Origin of the sequence: Klebsiella sp. 141198, assembly GCF_050600785.1 — a bacterium.
GTDB lineage: Bacteria > Pseudomonadota > Gammaproteobacteria > Enterobacterales > Enterobacteriaceae > Klebsiella > Klebsiella aerogenes.
In genome coordinates this window covers 466,899-486,931 of the sequence record NZ_JAQIRM010000004.1, presented here as the reverse complement: position 1 = coordinate 486,931, position 20,033 = coordinate 466,899, and the positions used below count along the sequence as shown (strand labels likewise).

The 20,033-nt window shown below is 56.7% G+C and carries 16 protein-coding genes; 10 read left to right on the top strand and 6 right to left on the bottom strand.

The window, feature by feature from the left end:
* Positions 1 to 3: 3 nt before the first annotated feature.
* Positions 4 to 3,885 carry an enterobactin non-ribosomal peptide synthetase EntF gene (gene entF / locus PGR10_RS16235; RefSeq protein WP_430923777.1) on the top strand — a complete coding sequence of 1,294 codons (3,882 nt, stop codon included), beginning with the start codon at positions 4 to 6 and terminating at the stop codon, positions 3,883 to 3,885.
* Positions 3,886 to 3,984: 99 nt separating this feature from the next.
* Here entF and PGR10_RS16230 read toward each other — a convergent pair whose 3' ends face one another.
* Complete coding sequence (locus tag PGR10_RS16230) at positions 3,985 to 4,695, bottom strand: response regulator (RefSeq protein WP_113373821.1); 711 nt, start codon at positions 4,693 to 4,695, stop codon at positions 3,985 to 3,987.
* Positions 4,676 to 6,313 carry an ATP-binding protein gene (locus tag PGR10_RS16225; protein ID WP_430923776.1) on the bottom strand — a complete coding sequence of 546 codons (1,638 nt, stop codon included), beginning with the start codon at positions 6,311 to 6,313 and terminating at the stop codon, positions 4,676 to 4,678. The genes PGR10_RS16230 and PGR10_RS16225 overlap by 20 nt, the downstream gene beginning before the upstream one ends.
* A gap of 305 nt (positions 6,314 to 6,618) precedes the next feature.
* Here PGR10_RS16225 and PGR10_RS16220 point away from each other — a divergent pair, with 305 nt between their 5' ends.
* The 8 genes from PGR10_RS16220 to citG are packed head-to-tail and all read left to right on the top strand — an operon-like array spanning position 6,619 to position 13,688.
* On the top strand, positions 6,619 to 7,965 hold the full coding sequence (locus PGR10_RS16220) for a 2-hydroxycarboxylate transporter family protein (protein ID WP_113373823.1): 1,347 nt from the start codon (positions 6,619 to 6,621) through the stop codon (positions 7,963 to 7,965).
* A 21-nt stretch (positions 7,966 to 7,986) separates the two neighbouring features.
* Positions 7,987 to 8,868 (top strand): fumarylacetoacetate hydrolase family protein, encoded by an 882-nt coding sequence (locus PGR10_RS16215; protein ID WP_430923775.1) that lies wholly within the window; start codon positions 7,987 to 7,989, stop codon positions 8,866 to 8,868.
* Between the two features lie 11 nt (positions 8,869 to 8,879).
* Positions 8,880 to 9,920 (top strand): [citrate (pro-3S)-lyase] ligase, encoded by a 1,041-nt coding sequence (gene citC, locus PGR10_RS16210; protein WP_430923774.1) that lies wholly within the window; start codon positions 8,880 to 8,882, stop codon positions 9,918 to 9,920.
* A gap of 28 nt (positions 9,921 to 9,948) precedes the next feature.
* Entirely contained in the window at positions 9,949 to 10,239 is a 291-nt protein-coding gene (gene citD / locus PGR10_RS16205) for a citrate lyase acyl carrier protein (protein WP_113373826.1), read from the top strand.
* The gene (gene citE, locus PGR10_RS16200; protein WP_113373827.1) at positions 10,239 to 11,111 is read left to right on the top strand and encodes a citrate (pro-3S)-lyase subunit beta; all 873 of its coding nucleotides are present in this window, start codon (positions 10,239 to 10,241) and stop codon (positions 11,109 to 11,111) included. Before citD ends, citE begins: the two co-directional genes overlap by 1 nt.
* A 22-nt stretch (positions 11,112 to 11,133) precedes the next feature.
* On the top strand, positions 11,134 to 12,651 hold the full coding sequence (citF, locus tag PGR10_RS16195) for a citrate lyase subunit alpha (protein ID WP_430917107.1): 1,518 nt from the start codon (positions 11,134 to 11,136) through the stop codon (positions 12,649 to 12,651).
* A gap of 13 nt (positions 12,652 to 12,664) precedes the next feature.
* Positions 12,665 to 12,859, top strand: coding sequence for a hypothetical protein (locus PGR10_RS16190; protein WP_430923773.1), 195 nt, complete (start codon positions 12,665 to 12,667; stop codon positions 12,857 to 12,859).
* Positions 12,837 to 13,688: a triphosphoribosyl-dephospho-CoA synthase CitG gene (gene citG / locus PGR10_RS16185; RefSeq protein ID WP_430923772.1), complete on the top strand. Its 852-nt coding sequence runs from the start codon at positions 12,837 to 12,839 to the stop codon at positions 13,686 to 13,688. The genes PGR10_RS16190 and citG overlap by 23 nt, the downstream gene beginning before the upstream one ends.
* Here citG and fepC read toward each other — a convergent pair.
* The 3 genes from fepC to fepD are packed head-to-tail and all read right to left on the bottom strand — an operon-like array spanning position 13,685 to position 16,472.
* A complete protein-coding gene (gene fepC, locus PGR10_RS16180; RefSeq protein WP_087860268.1) occupies positions 13,685 to 14,479 on the bottom strand; it encodes an iron-enterobactin ABC transporter ATP-binding protein in 795 nt (264 codons plus the stop codon). The genes citG and fepC overlap by 4 nt on opposite strands.
* Positions 14,476 to 15,465 carry an iron-enterobactin ABC transporter permease gene (gene fepG / locus PGR10_RS16175; RefSeq protein WP_213317422.1) on the bottom strand — a complete coding sequence of 330 codons (990 nt, stop codon included), beginning with the start codon at positions 15,463 to 15,465 and terminating at the stop codon, positions 14,476 to 14,478. Before fepG ends, fepC begins: the two co-directional genes overlap by 4 nt.
* Complete coding sequence (gene fepD / locus PGR10_RS16170; protein WP_213794466.1) at positions 15,465 to 16,472, bottom strand: Fe(3+)-siderophore ABC transporter permease; 1,008 nt, start codon at positions 16,470 to 16,472, stop codon at positions 15,465 to 15,467. The genes fepG and fepD overlap by 1 nt, the downstream gene beginning before the upstream one ends.
* Positions 16,473 to 16,584: 112 nt before the next feature.
* Here fepD and entS point away from each other — a divergent pair, with 112 nt between their 5' ends.
* Entirely contained in the window at positions 16,585 to 17,826 is a 1,242-nt protein-coding gene (gene entS, locus PGR10_RS16165; protein WP_430923771.1) for an enterobactin transporter EntS, read from the top strand.
* Positions 17,827 to 17,883: 57 nt separating this feature from the next.
* Here entS and PGR10_RS16160 read toward each other — a convergent pair whose 3' ends face one another.
* Positions 17,884 to 20,007: a glycosyl hydrolase family 18 protein gene (locus PGR10_RS16160; RefSeq protein WP_430923770.1), complete on the bottom strand. Its 2,124-nt coding sequence runs from the start codon at positions 20,005 to 20,007 to the stop codon at positions 17,884 to 17,886.
* Between the last annotated feature and the right edge of the window lie 26 nt (positions 20,008 to 20,033).

Sequence of the window (20,033 nt, the reverse complement as noted above, 5' to 3'; positions counted from 1 at the left end):
TCGATGAGTACACGTTTACCGCTGGTTGCGGCGCAGCCGGGGATTTGGATGGCTGAACGCCTCTCTACGCTACCCGGCGCCTGGAGCGTTGCCCACTATGTTGAACTGCGCGGCAATCTCGATCCGGCGCTGTTGAGCAAGGCGATCGTCGCCGGGCTTAAGCAGGCCGATACCCTGAGCATGCGCTTTTGCGAAGATAACGGCGAAGCGTGGCAGTGGGTTGATGACGCGCGCGAGTTTGCCGAGCCGCAAAACGTCGACCTGCGCCAGCAGGCCGATCCGCACATGGCCGCGCTGGCCCTGATGCAAAGCGATCTCGGGCAGAATCTGCGTGTCGATAGCGGTAATCCGCTGGTCTGCCATCAGCTCATGCGCGTTGGCGACGATTGCTGGTACTGGTATCAGCGCTATCACCATTTGCTGGTTGATGGCTTTAGCTTCCCGGCCATTACCCGCCAGATCGCCGCGATTTATCGCGCCTGGCAACGCGGGGAAGAGACGCCGGATTCACCGTTTACCCCGTTCGCCGAGGTAGTGGAAGAGTATCAGCGCTACTACGGCAGCGAGGCGTGGCAGCGCGATAAAGCCTTCTGGCAGGCGCAGCGTCAGGCGTTGCCGTCTCCGGCTTCGCTATCTGACGCGCCGCTGGCCGGGCGGGCGACCAGCAGTGATATCTGGCGCCTGAAACTGGAGGCCGATCCGGCTGTTTTCAGCCAGATCGCCGCCAGCGCGCCGCAGTGCCAGCGCGCCGATCTGGCGCTGGCGCTGACGACGTTGTGGCTGGGACGGTTGTGCGGCCGCATGGATTACGCGGCGGGCTTTATCTTTATGCGCCGCATGGGATCGGCGGCGCTGACCGCTACCGGCCCGGTACTCAACGTACTGCCGCTGGCGGTGAATATCGACGCGCAGGAGACGCTGGCGCAGCTGGCGACGCGTCTCTCCGGGCAGCTGAAAAAAATGCGCCGCCATCAGCGCTACGATGCTGAGCAAATTGTCCGCGATAGCGGCAAAGCGGCGGGCGACGAACCGCTGTTCGGCCCGGTGCTGAACATCAAAGTCTTTGATTACCAGTTGGATATCGACGGCGTGCAGGCGCAGACGCATACCCTCGCCACCGGCCCGGTGAATGACCTCGAGCTGGCACTGTTCCCGGACGAACGCGGCGGCCTGTCGCTGGAGATCCTCGCCAACAAAGCACGCTACGATGAGGCGACGCTGAACCGTCACGTATTGCGTCTGACATCGTTACTGGCGCAGTTTGCCGCCAATCCGGCGCTGCGCTGCGGCGAAGCGGAGATGCTGTCGGCGGAAGAAGGCGCGCAGCTGGCATTGATCAACAATACCGCGATGCCGCTGCCGACCACCACCCTCAGCGCGCTGGTGGCGGAACAGGCGCGGAAAACGCCGGATGCCCCGGCGCTGGCGGATGCCAACTGGCGCTTTAGCTACCGCGAAATGCGCCAGCAGGTGGTGGCGCTGGCCAACCTGCTGCGGCAACGCGGCGTGAAGCCGGGGGATAGTGTGGCGGTTGCCTTACCGCGTTCGGTCTTCCTGACGCTGGCGCTGCACGGTATCGTCGAAGCCGGCGCCGCCTGGCTGCCGCTGGATACCGGCTACCCGGATGACCGTCTGCGGATGATGCTGGAGGATGCGCAGCCATCGCTGCTGATTACCTCTGACGATCAACTGGCCCGGTTTAGCGATATTCCGGGACTGACCAGCTTGTGTTATCAGCAGCCGCTGGCTGCTGAAGATGATACGCCGCTGGCGCTGTCAAAACCGGAACATACCGCGTATATCATCTTCACTTCCGGTTCCACCGGACGGCCGAAAGGGGTGATGGTCGGCCAGACCGCCATCGTGAACCGCCTGTTGTGGATGCAAAATCACTATCCGTTAACCGCCGCCGATGTGGTGGCGCAGAAGACGCCGTGCAGCTTTGATGTCTCGGTATGGGAATTCTGGTGGCCGTTTATGACCGGCGCCCAGCTGGTGATGGCGGCGCCGGAGGCGCATCGCGATCCGCTGGCGATGCAGCGGTTCTTCGCGCAGTACGGCGTGACCACCACCCACTTTGTTCCGTCGATGCTGGCGGCGTTTGTCGCCTCGCTGGATAGCGATAATGTGTCATCCTGCCGGACGCTAAAACGCGTTTTCTGTAGCGGCGAAGCGCTGCCGACGGAACTGTGTCGCGAATGGGAGCGTTTAACCGGCGCGCCATTGCATAACCTGTACGGGCCGACGGAAGCGGCGGTGGACGTCAGTTGGTATCCCGCCTGCGGGCCAGAGCTGGCGGCGGTAACCGGCAACAGCGTGCCTATCGGCTGGCCGGTATGGAACACCGGATTACGTATTCTTGATGCCGCCATGCGCCCGGTGCCGCCGGGCGTGGCGGGTGATTTGTACCTCACGGGCATTCAGCTGGCGCAGGGGTATATGGGCCGCCCGGATCTCACCGCCAGCCGCTTTATTGCCGACCCGTTTGCCCCCGGCGAGCGCATGTACCGCACCGGCGATGTGGCGCGCTGGCTGGATAACGGGGCGGTAGAGTATCTTGGCCGCAGCGACGATCAGTTGAAAATTCGCGGCCAGCGCATTGAGCTTGGCGAGATCGACCGGGTGATGGCGGCGCTGCCGGACGTCGCGCAGGCGGTGTGCCACGCCTGCGTCTTCAATCAGGCGGCGGCCACCGGCGGCGATGCCCGCCAGCTCGTCGGTTATCTGGTGAGCGAGTCCGGCCAGCCGCTGGACGTGGCGGCGCTGAAGGCCCGTCTTAGCGAACAGCTGCCGCCGCACATGGTGCCGGTGGTGTTGATCCAACTGGAATCTTTCCCGCTCAGCGCCAACGGTAAGCTGGATCGTAAAGCGCTACCGCTCCCCTCCTTAAGCAGCGAGCGCAGCGGTCGCCCGCCGCAATCGGCTACCGAAATGGCCGTTGCCGCGGCGTTCAGCCAACTGCTGGGCTGCGAGGTAAATGATATCGAGGCCGATTTCTTCGCCCTCGGCGGCCATTCGCTGCTGGCGATGCGTCTGGCGGCGCAGCTTAGCCGCGAGCTGGCGCGGCAGGTGACGCCGGGGCAGGTGATGGTTGCTTCGACGGTCGGCAAGCTGAGCGCGCTGCTGGCTTCCGACCTGAGCGACGAGCAGGCGCAGCGCCTGGGCTTCGATGCGCTGTTGCCGCTGCGTGAGAGCGACGGTCCGACGCTGTTCTGCTTCCATCCAGCCTCCGGTTTTGCCTGGCAGTTCAGCGTGCTGGCGCGTTATCTTAGCCCGCGCTGGTCGATTACCGGTATTCAGTCGCCGCGTCCGACGGGGCCGATGGCCTCCGCCGCCAACCTCGACGAAGTCTGCGAGCACCATCTGCGCACGCTTTTAGCGCAGCAGCCGCATGGGCCTTACTATCTGTTTGGTTATTCGCTCGGCGGAACGCTGGCGCAGGGGATTGCCGCCCGTTTACGTCAGCGCGGCGAAGAGGTGGCGTTCCTCGGCCTGCTCGATACCTGGCCGCCGGAGACGCAAAACTGGGCGGAGAAAGAGGCGAACGGCCTGGATCCCGAAGTACTGGCGGAAATCGCCCGCGAGCGCGAAGCGTTTCTCGCCGCTCAGCAGGGGCAGGCTTCCGGCGAGCTGTTCAGCGCGATCGAAGGTAACTACGCCGATGCGGTGCGCCTGTTGACGACCGCGCACAGCGCAAAGTTTGACGGTAAAGCAACGCTATTTGTGGCGGAGAAAACGCGCCAGAAAGGGATGGATCCGCAGGTCGCATGGGGGCCGTGGGTTGGCGAGCTGGAGGTGTTCAGCCAGAACTGCGCTCACGTCGAGATTATCTCGCCGCAGGCCTTTGAAGCGATAGGCCCGGTAGTGCGGGAAATTCTGGGGTAACGATAGAGCTCGGGCTACCCGTTTTTGGTAGCCCGGCTCAGCGCAGCGCAAGCCGGGTAACAAACTGGCTGCGCTCAATACGCCTGGTGGGCCAGGTTCTTAATGGGATTGTAGGTTATCGTTGTCAATAAATCGGTAAAGTCGGCGGGGTTGTCCCGGCTGGCCATAGGATCTCTCAACGCTCAGTATGTTGCTGCTAACAGAATGTTCAAGATAACGCCGTAGTGTGGTTTTGCTGAGTCCGGTAGCGGTGACAATATCGTCAATGGTTAACGCTTTTCTTTTATCGTCATTAAATACTGATAAAATTTTCTGCCATGTTGCTTCTTCAATACCCTTATTACTGGATGGTAATGTGGTGTTGACCGCCTGTAGGGACAGCAGCTCATCAATTCCTTGCTGATCGACAACTTTCCAGATTCGTTGCTGTTCATAAAATTTAATATATCGTACTAAGGACTGCTCCAGTCTTTTTAATGAGACTGGCTTAAGCAGATAATCAAATGCGCCGTTACGGATGGCCATACTACAGGTCTCCATATCGCTGGCGGCAGTGATAAAGATAACCGCACACTGAAGTGATTTTAGTTCTGGATCGTTGAGTAAGGAAATACCTTTACCGTCTGGTAGATAATTATCGAGTAGAATGAGTCGTGGCGATGATGCACGTAAAAACTTACGTGCATCTTTCAGGTTGGCAGCGATACCCGCAAGCCGTAATAAAGGGTGTCGGGTGAGTATTTCCGCATGGAAGTGAGCCAGTTGGGGTTCATCCTCAATAATTAATACATCAATAATTTCGGGTTGCATAATCAGGTTCTTCTTTATCTGTAGGATAAGGTAGTGGCGAAGGAATGAATAATGAGAAAATGGTTCCGTGCGGAGCGTTGTCTGAAACCTCAATGAGTCCGTTGGCACGCAGGACATAGCTGGAGATCAAATGTAACCCCAGTCCGTGATCGTCATCTTGCTTGGTGGTCACGCCAGGCTGGAACATTCTTGATTTCAATTCCGAGGAAATACCAATGCCGTAATCTGCTACTTCAATAAGTAACTCCCGTTCATTTTGCTGAACTAGCACATCGATCGGCCGGTGAGGAAGAGGCACTTTTTGGGTCGCTTCAATGGCATTGTCCAGTAGATTCCCGACGATGGAGATAAGCTCAGATTCGGAGAAAACGGTACTCTGTTGCGGCATAAAACACCCAGGGTCGAAATTTAATGTGATGCCTTTCTCTTGCGCCCGGGAATATTTTCCGAGTAATAGACCGCAAAGTAGAGGTGACTGGAAGCGTTGCGTCAGAAAATCCAAAACTAATTGGATATGCGAAGACTGTGTTTGGATGTAATGCAGCGCTTCATCATAATGGCCCATGGTCAGTAAGCCAGAGATAGTTGAGATACGGTTCAGCTGCTCATGGCGCATAACCCGGAGGTCGTTGACATAATGTTTCACCTGACTTAACTGCTCACTGAGCCGGTCTATTGTATTTTGATCACGAAAAGTGATCACCCATCCCTGCAATTTCCCTTCCACATAAACGCGGACCCGACTGGCGACGATGGTTACGCGATTGAAAATAACAATTTCATCAAACGCATCATCGCTTTCCATTATCTGAGGATCGAGGAACGCACTGTCCTGTATGATATCGGTCATGAGGTTTTTTTGGATGGTCGCTTTCGCTTGCTGAATATTCAGTAATTTTTTGGCCGCTTGATTGAGTATTTTAACCCTTTTGTGGGTATCAATAACAATGACCCCTTCATAGATTGATTCAAGAATGGCTTTTTGTTGGCGGACCAACATGCCAATTTCACAGGGTTCAAGTGAAAACATCTGACGTTTGATGCTACGGGTGAAAAGCCAGGAAAAAATAAAGAGAATAGCAATAATGAATAATACAGCGAAAGTAATATGGACTATATGACCAAGGGTAATTTCATCCAGATAACTCTGTAGGTAACCGACAGAGATGATGCCTATTACTTTTCCTTTTGCATTAAATACGGGAACTTTACTTCTGAGTGACAACCCCAGAGTCCCTTTCCTTTTGGTGATCGTACTTTTGCCTGCTAAAACTGATGCGTTATCACCACCAATCATTTGTTTCCCGACAATAGCAGGGGTCACAGAGTGATAAAGATGTATTTCTCTGGTGTCGCCCACAACAATAAAACTGGCATCGCTGAATTTCACTATGGTATCCATAATGCTGGCGATTTTTTTTATGTTATGAGATTCAATGGCTTGTTGTAAATCAGGAATGGAGGCTATTTGTTCAGCCTCGTGTTCTGCTCGGTAAGATATCCGATTATATAGTTGATGAGTCAGGCCAATGTACAACCAAACGCCTAAAATAATAAAGAGTGATGCGATAAGAAGTGCCAGATTAATAAATAATCTAATCTGAAAGTTAAATTTCATAACCTGATTTATGTTTTGTAAGGTAATTTTAACATACTACCATGGGGATAGAAGAAGTCCACCTAAAGGTTAGCTTTTGGCGATAGCTATGATTGATAAAAGTAAATAATTGTTGCCTCAAACATAATTGGATACGTTTGTTTTTATTGTTTATATTTTGAGTTGATTTTTTGTTGCGTAATAAATAAAAAAACATTAAACGCCATACTCACCTTTAAAACTCTAGTTCTAATATGCTAGCTGTCACATATTTCTATGCTTAACGTTGAATAATCTAGCCCAGCTAACAAAATTGGGGGGCTTTTATGAGCGTTGAAGATATTGTGGCTGTTCCACAAACAGCACAAAAATCATTGAAGGATAAGTGGTGGCGAATACTCGATACCTGGAAAATTGGTATTGTGCCGTTGCCATTGTTTGTTCTGGCTGGCGCACTCATTGCGGTCGACTGCCTGAACGGTAAATTACCGGCCGATATCGTGGTCATGGTGGCAACGCTGGCGTTTTTTGGTTTTGCCTGCGGTGAATTTGGTAAAAGATTGCCATGGTTAGGAAAAATTGGCGCAGCGGCGATTTGTGCAACCTTTATTCCTTCTGCATTGGTGTACTACGGTTGGTTACCGGAGATCGTGGTGAAATCCACCACCGAGTTCTATAAATCCACCAACATTCTTTATCTCTACATTTGCTGCATCATCGTCGGCAGCATCATGAGTATGAACCGCACTACGCTAATTCGCGGCTTCTTCCGTATCGTCTTTCCTATGGTTTGCGGCGAAGCGGTTGGCATGGTGGTGGGCGTGGCGATGGGTTATCTGCTCGGGATGTCGCCGTTCCACACGTTCTTCTTCCTGGTTCTGCCTATTATGGCGGGCGGCGTCGGGGAAGGCGCGATTCCGCTGTCGATCGGCTATGCCACCATTTTGCATATGGATCAGGGCGTGGCGCTGGGTAAGGTCTTGCCAATCGTTATGCTGGGCGGTCTGTCGGCGGTGGTGATGGCTGGTTGTCTGAACCAACTTGGCAAGCGCTTCCCACACCTGACCGGTAATGGCGAACTGATGCCGGATCACCAGAGCGATGTGGGCAACAGCCTGACCAACGCCATGAGCGGTAAGGTTGACGTCACGACGCTGGCTTCCGGCGCGCTGCTGGCCGTACTGCTCTATATGCTGGGGATGCTTATCCAGAAATACACCGGTTTACCCGCGCCGGTTGGCATGCTGTTTGTCGCCGTACTGTTGAAGATAGCCAATGCTGTCTCTCCACGGATGCTGGAAGGCTCGCAGGTTGTATATAAATTCTTCCAGACCGCCGTCACCTATCCGGTGCTGTTCGCTGTGGGCGTCGCGATTACGCCGTGGCAGGACCTGATGAGCGCGTTCACCATCTCTAACCTGGTGGTCATTATTGCGACCGTTGGCGCGCTAGTGCTGACCGGTTCTTTCGTAGGCAAAAAGTTGGGCATGTATCCGATTGATGTGGCGGTGATCTCTTGCTGCCAGAGCGGTCAGGGCGGTACCGGCGCAGTGGCGATTCTCTCCGCAGCTGAGCGCATGTCTCTGATGCCTTTCGCTCAAATTGCGATTCGTATCGGTGGGGCACTCAACGTCGCTTTGTCGTTGCTGGTGCTAAGTAAATTTATTCTGTAATGCTAAAGAAGAAGTCTGGTTATGAAACTTGCTAGTTATTTACTCAACGGTGTCCGCAGCTACGGCATCGTTACCGACGATGGAATTGTCGATCTCGGAAGCCGTTTGGGACAACGCTACGGTGATTTAAAGGCGTTACTGGCAGGGAATGCTGTGACAGAAGCTCGTGCGTTTGCGCATGAAAAAGCGGATGTCGCCATGGAACAGGTTGAATTTTTACCGGTGATCGAGACCCCGGGTAAGATCCTTTGCGTCGGCATGAACTATGCCGAAAAACGCAAAGAGTTTAACGAACTTAACCCAGCACCGACGCTGTTTGTGCGTTTTGCGGATTCGCAAACCGGGCACCGCCAGCCGGTACTGAAGCCGCATTATTCTTCTGAGTTCGACTATGAAGGCGAACTGGCCGTTGTCATCGGACATAGCGGCGAAAACATTCCGTTAGAACAGGCGCTGAATTTTGTTGCGGGCTACAGCTGCTATATGGATGGCTCGGCGCGCGACTGGCAGCACACCTGGTATACCGCGGGTAAAAATGGTCGCCAGACTGGCGCATTTGGCCCGTGGATGACCACCAGCGATATTATCCCCGATCCGCACCAGCTGGGCATCCGTACCTGGCTGAACGGCAAGCTGATGCAGGACGATAATACTGGCAGCATGATCCACCGCGTGGCGGAGCTAATTGCTTATATCAGCACGTTTACCGCATTAAGCGCAGGTGATGTGATCATCACCGGTTCCCCTGGCGGCGTGGGTAAAAAACGTAACCCTCCGGTCTTTATGCAGGCGGGCGATCGCATCGAAGTGGAGATCGAGCAAATCGGTCGCCTGAGCAACGTGATTGCCGATGCGCCAGTGAGCGTGGCGAATACCGAAGCAGTTTGCCATCAGGTGGCATAAGGACGCGGGTAATGTTTGATAGCCAATGTATTGACCTGCGGACCGTTGATGTCTCCCGCCAGCCGGCCAGGCTGGCGGCGATTCAGGCGCTGCTGGCGGCAAATGACTTGGTTATGGACAGCGGAGTGACGCTTTTTGTCACCGCCTGGGCAGGGGATGCGTTGGTAGGTTGCGCAGGTCTGGTAGCTAACGTCATCAAATGCGTGGCGATTGATGACCGCTGGCGCGGTCTGAACCTCAGCGCGCGTCTGCTCAGCGAGGTACAAAATCTGGCCCTGGAGAAGGGCCATTTTCACCTGTTCCTCTACACCCGCCCCTGTAACGGCGAACGTTTCCGTCAGTGTGGTTTCTGGCCGGTGTCGCAAACGAAAAACGTGCTGCTGATGGAAAATACCCCGCGCGGTATCTCTCAGTACTGTGCCGGGCTGACCAAACGGCGTAAGCCAGGCGCCACCCTCGGCGCCGTGGTGATGAACGCCAATCCGTTCACCCTTGGACACCGCTACCTGGCCGAACAGGCGGCGAAACGCTGCGACTGGCTGCATCTCTTTGTGGTACGCGAAGAAGCGTCATTCTTCCCGTTTCGCGAACGGCTGGCGATGGTCCGCGAAGGCGTGTCGCATCTGCAGAACGTCACCGTCCACGAAGGCGGCGAGTATGTGATTTCGCGTGCGACCTTTCCCTCTTACTTCCTGAAGGCCAGCGGGCTGGTGGAGACCGCGTGGTGTGAGCTGGATTTGCAAATTTTCCGCCAGCACATCGCGCCGGCGTTGGGGATCACCCATCGCTTCGTCGGCAGCGAGCCATTTTGCCCGATCACCCGCCAGTATAACGAGGCGATGCGTCGTTGCCTGAGTGCGCCGTCGAACCCGCGGCTGCCGCCGGTTCAGGTGGAAGAGTTGCCGCGTAAAGCCCGCCGTAATGGTCCGCCAATCTCTGCTTCTGAAGTGCGACGTCTGGTGGATAAGCACCAGTTCGCGATGATTCGTGAGATGGTGCCGGAGACCACTTACCACCATTTAGTAGATAATTATTTTGCCGCAACGGCATGATTTTAATGAATTTACCAGGAAATAAATTATGAAAATCGTTAAGGAAGCGTTATCCGGAACGGTCGAATCAAGCGACCTGATGGTGAAAATCGCCCCTGCTGACGGCGAGCTGGATATTGTTATCCGTAGCGAAGTGTTTAAGCAGTTTGGCGAACGTATTCGTGAAGTCGTCGAGGAGACGCTGGCGAAGCTGGACGTTCGCGAAGGTTTGATCGTGATTGAAGATAAAGGGGCGCTGGACTGCGTGATCCGCGCCCGGCTGCAAAGCGCGGTGATGCGTGCGGCCGATGTCACCGCCATTGACTGGGAGAAAATGTAATGAGCAAACTTCGCCGCAGTATGTTGTTCCTCCCGGGCGCTAACGCCGCCATGCTGTCAAACGCCTTTATCTACCGCCCGGACTCGATCATGTTCGATCTGGAAGACGCGGTCTCGCTGCGTGAAAAAGATTCTGCGCGGGTTCTGGTATTTCATGCCCTCCAGCACCCGATGTACCAGGATATCGAAACCGTCGTTCGTATTAATCCGCTGAATACACCCTTTGGCCTGCAGGATCTTGAGGCGGTGGTGCGCGCAGGCGTGGATGTTGTCCGTTTACCGAAAACGGATTCCCCGGAAGATATCTACGAGCTGGAAGCACACATCGAACGCATCGAAAAAGCCTGTGGTCGAGAAGTGGGCTCTACCCGCGTGATGGCGGCGATTGAGTCGGCGCTGGGCGTGGTTAACGCCGTTGCCATTGCCCGCTGCTCGAAGCGCCTGATCGGTATTGCGCTGGCGGCCTTCGACTATGTGATGGATATGCAAACCGAGCGCGGTGATGGCAGCGAGCTGTTCTACGCCCGTTGTGCCGTGCTGCATGCCGCGCGCGTCGCGGGCATCGACGCCTTCGACGTGGTGTGGTCTGACATTAACGACGAAGAAGGTTTCCTGAAAGAAGTCGATCACATCCGCAAGCTGGGTTTCAACGGCAAATCGCTGATTAACCCGCGCCAGATCGATTTGTTGCACAACGCCTATGCCCCGACGCAGAAAGAAGTCGACCACGCGCTGCGCGTGGTAGAAGCAGCGGAAGAGGGCGAACGTAATGGCCTCGGCGTGGTATCGCTGAACGGCAAAATGATTGACGGCCCGATTATTGACCATGCACGTCGCGTTCTGGAACGCGCGAAATCCGGCATTCGCCGTTAATTGTGCGCAGCGAGGAAAAGTAATGAGTAAGTTAACTGAAGAATTGCACCAGAAATACGCGCACCTGCGTCATCTACAACCTTTTACCAGCGCGCATACCATGACGCCGTGGCTGTCGGATAACGACGCTAAACACCACCGCAAGCTGTGCGCCAATCTTGAAGAGGCCGTAAAACGCAGCGGCCTGAAAGACGGTATGACCATCTCTTTCCACCACGCGTTCCGCGAAGGCGACAGGGTGATCAATGACGTGGTCGCTTTGCTGGCGCGAATGGGGTTCAAAAACCTGACCCTGGCATCCAGCTCGCTGATGACCTGCAACGACGCGCTGATTGAACATATTCAGTCCGGGGTGATTACCCGCATCTGGACCTCCGGTATGCGCGGCAAGCTGGCGGAGGCGATTTCCCATGGCCTGATGGAAGAGCCGGTGCAGATCCACTCGCACGGGGGTCGCGTGAAGCTATTGCAGGATGGTGAGATTAAAATCGACGTGGCGTTCCTCGGCGTACCTTGCAGCGATGAATACGGCAATGCCAACGGGACTCAGGGTAAGGCTTGCTGTGGCGCTCTCGGCTACGCGATGGTCGATGCGCAGTTCGCGCGTAATGTGGTGCTGTTGACGGAAGAACTCGTGCCGTTCCCGAACATGCCGGCGAGCCTGGTACAGGATCAGGTTGATTACATTGTTAAAGTGGACAGCGTTGGCGACCCGGCGAAAATCAGCGTCGGCGCGGCGCGCGTCACCAGTAATCCGCGAGAGCTGCTGATCGCCCGTCGCGCGGCGGAAGTGATCGAGCACTCCGGCTATTTCTATAACGGTTTCTCAATGCAGACCGGTTCCGGCGCGGCGTCCACCGCCTGCACCCGCTTTATGGAAGAGAAGATGGAGCGCAACAATATTGTTGCCCGCTTCGCGCTGGGAGGCATTACCGGCAGCCTGGTCGATCTGCATGAAAAAGGGTTAATTGAGAAATTGCTCGACACCCAGTGCTTCGACAGCCAGGCGGCGGCGTCGCTTGCGCGTAACCCGAATCATATCGAAATCTCCACTAATGTGTATGCCAATCCGGGGGCGAAAGCGGCCAGCTGCGACCAGCTGGATATTGTGATCCTCAGCGCGCTGGAAATCGACACCGACTTTAACGTCAACGTCATCACCGGTTCCGACGGGGTGATGCGCGGCGCATCCGGCGGCCACTGCGATGTGGCGGCGGCAGCGAACCTGACGATTGTCGTGGCGCCGCTGATTCGTAGCCGAATCCCGACGGTGGTGAAGCGGGTAACTACCATGGTGACGCCGGGCGAAAGCATTGATGTGCTGGTGACCGACCACGGCATCGCAGTGAACCCGGCGCGCCCGGAAGTTCGCGAGCGTCTGCTGGCGGCCGGTCTGCCGGTACTGGAGATGGCGGAGCTGTATGCCCGCGCGCTCACCCTGACTGGCGAGCCAAAGCCTATCGAATTTACCGACCGCGTGGTGGGGATAATTCGCTATCGCGATGGTAGCGTCATTGATGTGGTGCACCAGGTGAAATAGGGTAAAACAATCCATGCTACCAACGCCTGAAATGGCGGGCGTGAGTCTCAATCTCCTGCTGGCGGTGAAAGCGCTTTGTGCTCCACGCCAGCAGGAGTGGCTGACGCGTTGGCAATTTCCGTTTATTTTCTTACTGCTGGTGAGGCCGCTGTCGGATGCGGCTAACCAGATAGAACAACGTATTGATGGTTGGTTTAGTCGTGATTAACGTGCGTATCGCCAGTCAATTAACCATGCCTGATATTGTCATGGCTGCCAGACAGGCATTGCTTGATGAAGTTTACTTAACACCTAAGCCAGGTTTGGTGGATGCGGCTAATAATGGCGCGCACCGGGATATGGATTTATCGCTATTCTTACGCAGCATCGATGCGATTACTCCGTGGCTATCTCATTTCTGGTTTAAGGCTGAGCAATACTGCCATGTGGATGAAACCGCGCTATTGCCGCTGATTCGCCCAATTGGGTTGGCTTGTGAACAAGCGATGTTTACCGCCACTCATGGTATTAATACCCATAAAGGCGGCATCTTTTCTCTTGGGTTACTCTGTGCTGCGGCAGGATGGTTGAGCGGACGTAGCGAAGCGCTAACGTTGTCATCCCTTTGCGAAACGGTCAGGCGCATTACTCGTGGCATTGTGGCAAAAGAACTACAGGGTGGCAGCTCTGGAAAGACCGCGGGAGAGCGATTATATCAACAATACGGATTAACCGGGGCGCGAGGGGAGGCCGAAAGCGGGTTTCAGATCATTCGCCAGCATATACTGCCCTGGTGGTTTACTGAGCATTGTCCTCAGAAACGTTTGCATCAGGCGCTCTTAAGTTTAATGGCCGTTAATCCCGATACTAATCTCGTCTCAAGAGGGGGGCTGGAAGGATTACATTTTGTCCAATTGTACGCCAGCCAATTACTTGCACATGGCTGGACTACTGCGGATTTAGCGATCATGGACAAAGCGCTAACCAACCGAAACCTTAGTCCCGGAGGGAGTGCGGACCTTTTAGCCGTTGCCCAGGTGCTTATGCTATATGCTTAACGACGCCCCAGCGGCACCACCAGCGGCGTATGCGCCACCGGATCCTCGATTATCGTGCAGCGCAGGCCGTAGATACGCTCAATCAGATCCGCCGTGACGATCTCTTTCGGCGCGCCTTCGGCAACGATCTTACCGTCGCGCAGGGCGATCAGATGGGTGGCGTAACGGCAGGCCTGATTGAGATCGTGCAGTACCGCCGCCAGCGTATATCCCTTCTCGCGATTCAGCTCGCTTAACAGTTCCAGCAGGTCGATCTGATGGCTGATATCCAGCCAGGTCGTCGGCTCATCAAGCAACATAATCGCCGTCTCCTGCGCCAGTACCATCGCAATCCATGCCCGCTGGCGCTGGCCGCCGGAGAGGGTATCCACGCTCTGCAGCGCGAGGTCGACAATACCCGTCGCCCGCATCGCGTTATTTACCGCAGTTTCATCTTCTTTACGCCATCGGGTAAACATCGGCTGGTGCGGATAGCGCCCGCGCGCCACCAGCTCTTGTACGGTGATATCGCCGGGCGTGGTGGCATTCTGCGCCAGCAGGCCAATCCGCTTCGCCACCTCTTTGCTGGCGTAGCGCTGGATCTGCTCGCCGTCGAGATAAACGTGTCCGCTGGACGGCGTCATCAGACGGCTAAGGGTCCGCAGCAGGGTTGATTTACCACAGCCGTTGGGGCCGATAATCGCCGTGAAATGACCGTCAGGAATTGTGACATTCAGCGATTCGGCGATGGTCTTTTTGCCGTAGGCCAGGGTCAACTGGTCGCCGCGCAAACGGGAAGTTACAGCGGTCATTTTTTGCGGGACTCCTGAATTAATAACGCGATGAGGTAGATACCGCCAAGACTGACGGTGACCACCCCTACCGGTAACTGATAAGGCATGAACAGGCGCTGAGCGCAGTAATCGGCCAGCGCCAGCAGCAGCGCGCCGCACAGCGCCGACTGGGTTAACCCCCAGCGTGCGGTACCGCTTATCCGCCGGGCGATATGCGGCGCGACCAACGCGACGAAAGAAATAGGCCCGGCCAGCGCGGTGGCGGAAGCGGTCAGCAGCACCGCTACCAGCATCAGCAGCAGGCGCGAACGTTCGACCCGAACCCCCAGCGCGCAGGCGGTATCGTCGCCCATCTCCAGCAGCCGCATCCGCCGCGCCAGCAGCGCGCCGCACGCCAACATCAGCAGAATCAGCGGCGCCGATGGCCAGGTTTTGCCCCACGTCAGGCCGTTGAGCGAACCGGCATTCCATAATCCGGCGGAAAGGGCGGTCTCAAGCGACGCGCGCAGCAGCAGCCAGGTATTGAATGCCACCAGCATGGCGCGCACGCCGATGCCGATAATGATCAGGCGGAAAGTTTCTATGCCGTTGCGCCACGCCAGCAGCCACACCACCAACGAGGTCAGCACGCCGCCAAGCATCGCCGCCAGCGCGATGGCGGTCAGGTTCTGGCCGAACATCACCATCGCTACCAGCACGCCGCTCCAGGCGCCGGTGTTGAAGCCCATTACGTCCGGGCTACCCAGCGGGTTACGCATCAATGACTGAAAAATGGCGCCGCTGACGCCAAGCCCGGCGCCGATAAGCAGCGCCATCAGCACGCGCGGCAAGCGCCATTCGGTGACCACCATGCTGACGTTACGCGGCGCGTCACCGAGTAGCGCCGAAACCACCTGTTCGATGCTGAGCGGCACCAGGCCATTACCCAGACCGAGCAGCGACACCAGCAGACTGGCGGCGATCAGCAGCAGGCAGCAGAAAATCAGGCGGCGGGAAGGGGCCATCACAGCGCACCTCCTCGCGGCTGACGGCGAACCAGCCAGATCAGCACCGGCGCGCCGATAAAGGCGCTGACCACCGAAACGCGCAGTTCACCGGGCACCAACAGGCGGCCAAGCACGTCGGCAAACAGCAACAGGGCGGGAGTGGCGAGCAGCGTAACCGGCAATGACCAGCGGTGATCCGCGCCGACCAGCCAGCGCGCCATATGCGGCATCATCAGGCCGATAAAGGCGATAGGGCCGACCAGCGCCGTCGCGCTGCCGCACAGGACGGTGATTGCCAGCAGGCCGATAAGCTGGGTGCGCGCGACCCGGCTACCGAGCGCGGTGGCGGTGTCGGCGCCGAGACTCAGGCTGTTTAGCGCCCGGCTGAGAAACAGCGTTACCGCGGCGGCAATCAGTACCGGCAGCAGGACGATTTTCAGCGTTTGCAGGGTGCGAATATCCAGCGAGCCGGCCTGCCAGAAGCGCAGCTGGTCATATACGTCCGGGTTGAGCAGGGCGATGCCGTTAGATAAGCCTTCCAGTACCGCCGCCAGCGCCACGCCCGCCAGGGTCAGGCGCACCGGGCTAAGCTGGCCGCCGCCCTGGCTGCCGGTAAACGCGACCAGTAGCGACGCGGCGAAGGCGCCGCAGAAGGCCATCAGCAGCTGCTCCTGCGGCGAAGTGATACCCAACAGCGCCGCGCCTAACACGATGGCGAAGCTGGCGCCGGAGTTGACGCCGAGCAGGCCCGGGTCGGCCAACGGGTTACGGGTGAGGGTTTGCATCAGCGCGCCGGCGAGACCGAGCGCGCAGCCGGCGAGCAATCCAGCCAGCGTACGCGGCAGGCGGGCATCCAGTACGATGGTACAGTCGGCGCTTTGACAACTGCCGGAAAAGGCATCGACAATCACGGAAGGCGGCAGAGGTTTGGCGCCGATAAGCAGGCTGAGCGCAATCGCGAGAGCTAAAAGTAACAAGAGACCAGGCACGGCGACGGCGCGCACCGTGGTCGTAGAAAACGACATAGTTCAAATCCCTGATATGATAATGATAGTAGTTATCGTTATCGATTTTATTCAGGTATGTTATCATGAGAAACCATAAAAATGGTATGAAAAATAACGACAAGGCCCTTGCATGAACCGACCTTCCCGGCTGCTTGATGTCAGCCTCCTGCGCACCCATCCGGCGTTCCGCGCCGTCTTTATCGCTCGCTTTATCTCGATCCTGTCGCTTGGCCTGCTAGGCGTGGCGATCCCGGTACAAATCCAGATGATGACCCATTCGACCTGGCAGGTGGGGCTCTCGGTGATGTTGACCGGCTGTTCAATGTTCATTGGGCTGATGGTCGGCGGCGTGTTGGCCGACCGTTATGAACGCAAACGCCTGATCCTGCTGGCGCGTGGCACCTGCGGCGTTGGCTTCGTCGGCCTGTGCCTGAACGCCATGCTGCCGGAACCCTCGCTGGCGGCAATTTACCTGCTGGGGATCTGGGATGGCTTCTTCGCCTCTTTAGGCGTAACCGCGCTATTGGCGGCAACGCCGGCGTTAGTCGGCCGCGAAAATCTGATGCAGGCAGGGGCGATCACCATGTTGACCGTGCGTCTCGGTTCGGTGATCTCGCCGATGATTGGCGGGCTATTGCTGGCGACCGGCGGTGTTGCCTGGAACTATGGCCTGGCGGCGGCAGGGACGTTCATTACCACCCTGACGCTGCTACGCCTGCCGCTGCTGCCGCCACCGCCGCAGCCGCGCGAGCATCCGCTGAAATCGTTACTGGCGGGGCTAAAATTTCTCTTTAATAGCCCGCTTATTGGCGGTATTGCGCTGCTCGGCGGCCTGTTGACGATGGCCAGCGCGGTGCGGGTGCTTTATCCGGCGCTGGCGGAAGGCTGGCAGATGTCAAATTCGCAAATTGGCCTGTTGTACGCCGCCATCCCGCTTGGCGCGGCGCTGGGAGCGTTAACCAGCGGGCAACTGGCGCATACCGCCAGGCCGGGAGCGTTAATGCTGATGACAACGGTAGGGGCATTTGTGGCGATCGCTTTATTCAGCGTGATGCCGTTCTGGGCGCTGGGCGCGCTCTGTCTGGCGCTGTTTGGTTGGCTGAGCGCGATAAGCTCGCTGCTACAGTACACGCTTATCCAGACGCAAACGCCGGAGAATATGCTGGGGCGCATTAATGGCCTGTGGACCGCGCAGAACGTCACCGGTGATGCCATTGGCGCGGCGTTGCTTGGCGGATTAGGGGCGGTGATGACCCCGGTGGCTTCAGCCAGCGCCAGCGGCTGGGCGCTGGTAATTGTTGGCGTATTACTGGTTGGCTTATTACGCGAGCTACGTCGTTTTCAGCGTCCGGAAATGGTCAGCGAAAGTTAAGCGCAACAATAGCGAAAGGCCCCGGATTGCTCCGGGGCCTGGCTTCACTTATAACACTTAGTATGCGCCGAGGTCTTTCCAGACGTCGAACTGGCCGCAGTACAGGTCAGGCTGGTTGCCCTGAGACCACCATTTCACCTGATAGTTGTGACCTTTCCAGCTCACGGTTTCAAAGGTACCCCAGTTGCCGCCATAAACGGTTTTGGCATCCCACAGCGGGTAAGGCGTGGCGTCGTCAGACGGCACGACTTCATCATCCTTTGCCGGCGCGTCATCGGTATCTTTTCCTTCATCAGCGGGTTGATCCGCAGGCTCATCGGCCGGCTCATCAGCGCTTGGTTCCCCCTGGGAAGCGACGACCACCGACAGAATAAAGCGCTGCTGGGTTGACGGTTCGCCCCAGGTATCGCGAACGAACAGGGTAAAGGTAAACTCGGTATCCGCGGTGACTTCCGGTACATCGAACTCAATAACCGCAGCGGTTTTATCCGCAACATCAATCGCTGCCGGCACGCCCCAGCTGTAGCTCAGCTCGTCGCTATCTTCATCAGACGACTTTTCCCCGGACAGACGAACGCGGGAGCCGCCTACGACCATCATCTCAATCGCCGCCTCTGGCGCATGGTTTACCGTCGGTTCAGTCTGGTCTGTATCTTCTTCCTCTTGTTCATCAGCTGGCGCAACGTTGATGCCTTCGAAATAGAACGGGTCCATATCGATAACTTCAGAAGCGATTTCATATCCCAGACCTTCACGGGCGGCGTTAACCAGCACGCCGTTGTCCTGGTCGATAGTCCAGGTGAACATGCCGCCGAGGCCCAGCTTCGCCGCGTATTCGCCTTTGGCTTTCACGGTGCGCGGCGTATCCAGCGACATAAACAGTTTGGATTCCGGGTTGTAGAGGTAGTCAGCGTCAGCCACCTGGTCGGTATAAACGTTAAAGCCGTTACGCCCTTTCTGGTTTTCCAGGTCCAGGTAGTTATAAATGACGTCATACCATTCGGTGGTACCCGATTCAAAGGTACCGACGGTGGTGCCGTTACCCGGGTTATAGGTACCTTTCAGCGGAGACAGCGACTCCAGCTCGGCGTTGCGGCCGTTACGGGTATAACCGGCGTAACCGATGTTGATACGTTCAGCGGGGAAACCTTCCGCCAGCAGATGTTCAACGATGGTGTTAACCGCCCAGCCGCCTTGTTCAATGGCGTTCAGGTTGCTGTGGTGAGCAATGCTTTCGGCCCACGGGGTGCCGAAGAAGTCATAGGTCATCAGGTTGATGCCGTACAGACCGGCGCTGAGCAGCGCTTTGACGTTGGAATAATCGAAAGTCTTCACCACCGCCGAACTGGCGATAGAGATTTTGACATCGCTCAGGCCGGCGGAATCCAGCTGCTTACGCAGTTCGGCAATGAGCAGGGCGTAGTTATCGCCATCTTCCGGGCCATAAGGGTTACCGGCGCCTTCAGCGTTCGGGTATTCCCAGTCGATATCCACTTCGCTGAACATCGGGAACTGTTTGAACAGCTTCACCACGCCTTTAGAGAAGGTTTTACGTGCGGAATCAGATGCCGCGGTTTCATGGAAGCCGTTACTCATGGTCCAGCCGCCGATGCTCATGGACAGCACCAGGTTGTGGCCCTGCTGTTTGGCTTTCGCCTGCAGGTCGCGCAGGCCGCCGAGCAGGCCTTTAGTGTTCGTCTGGGTTACGGTTTTCGGATCGACGTCCCAGCCGCTAACGCTGTGGCCAACGTTAACGTAAGACTGGAAGTCGCCCCACGGGTCGAGGAAGGTCGGTTCATATTTGACTTTGCCGCACTGCTCGGCGCCTTCGGCCACCACATCGCGATACAGACCATCCACTTTATGGAAGCCGGTCACGCCGACGAAGCCAACGATGATTTTATCGTAAGCGGTCGGTGAGACGTTGGTCAGGTCGTAGCCGCGGCCGCGGTTATCTTTCGCATCGCTGCCCTGCAGGCGACCATCATACTGAGACCAGTCGGTGTAGTAACCGAATACCTTTGGTTTGGTGGTTGCGCTTTTGTATTTGTTATAGACCGGTTTGGCGACGCGGTCTGACGTGTAGCTGTAGTTGCTGACTTCAGTTGCCGGGTTAAAACCATCTGCTGCGTTGCTGGTTTCGGTCAGGGTATCGCCCTTGATCAATTTGCTAGTGGTCACGGTAAGTTCCTTCTGAGTTGAATGTC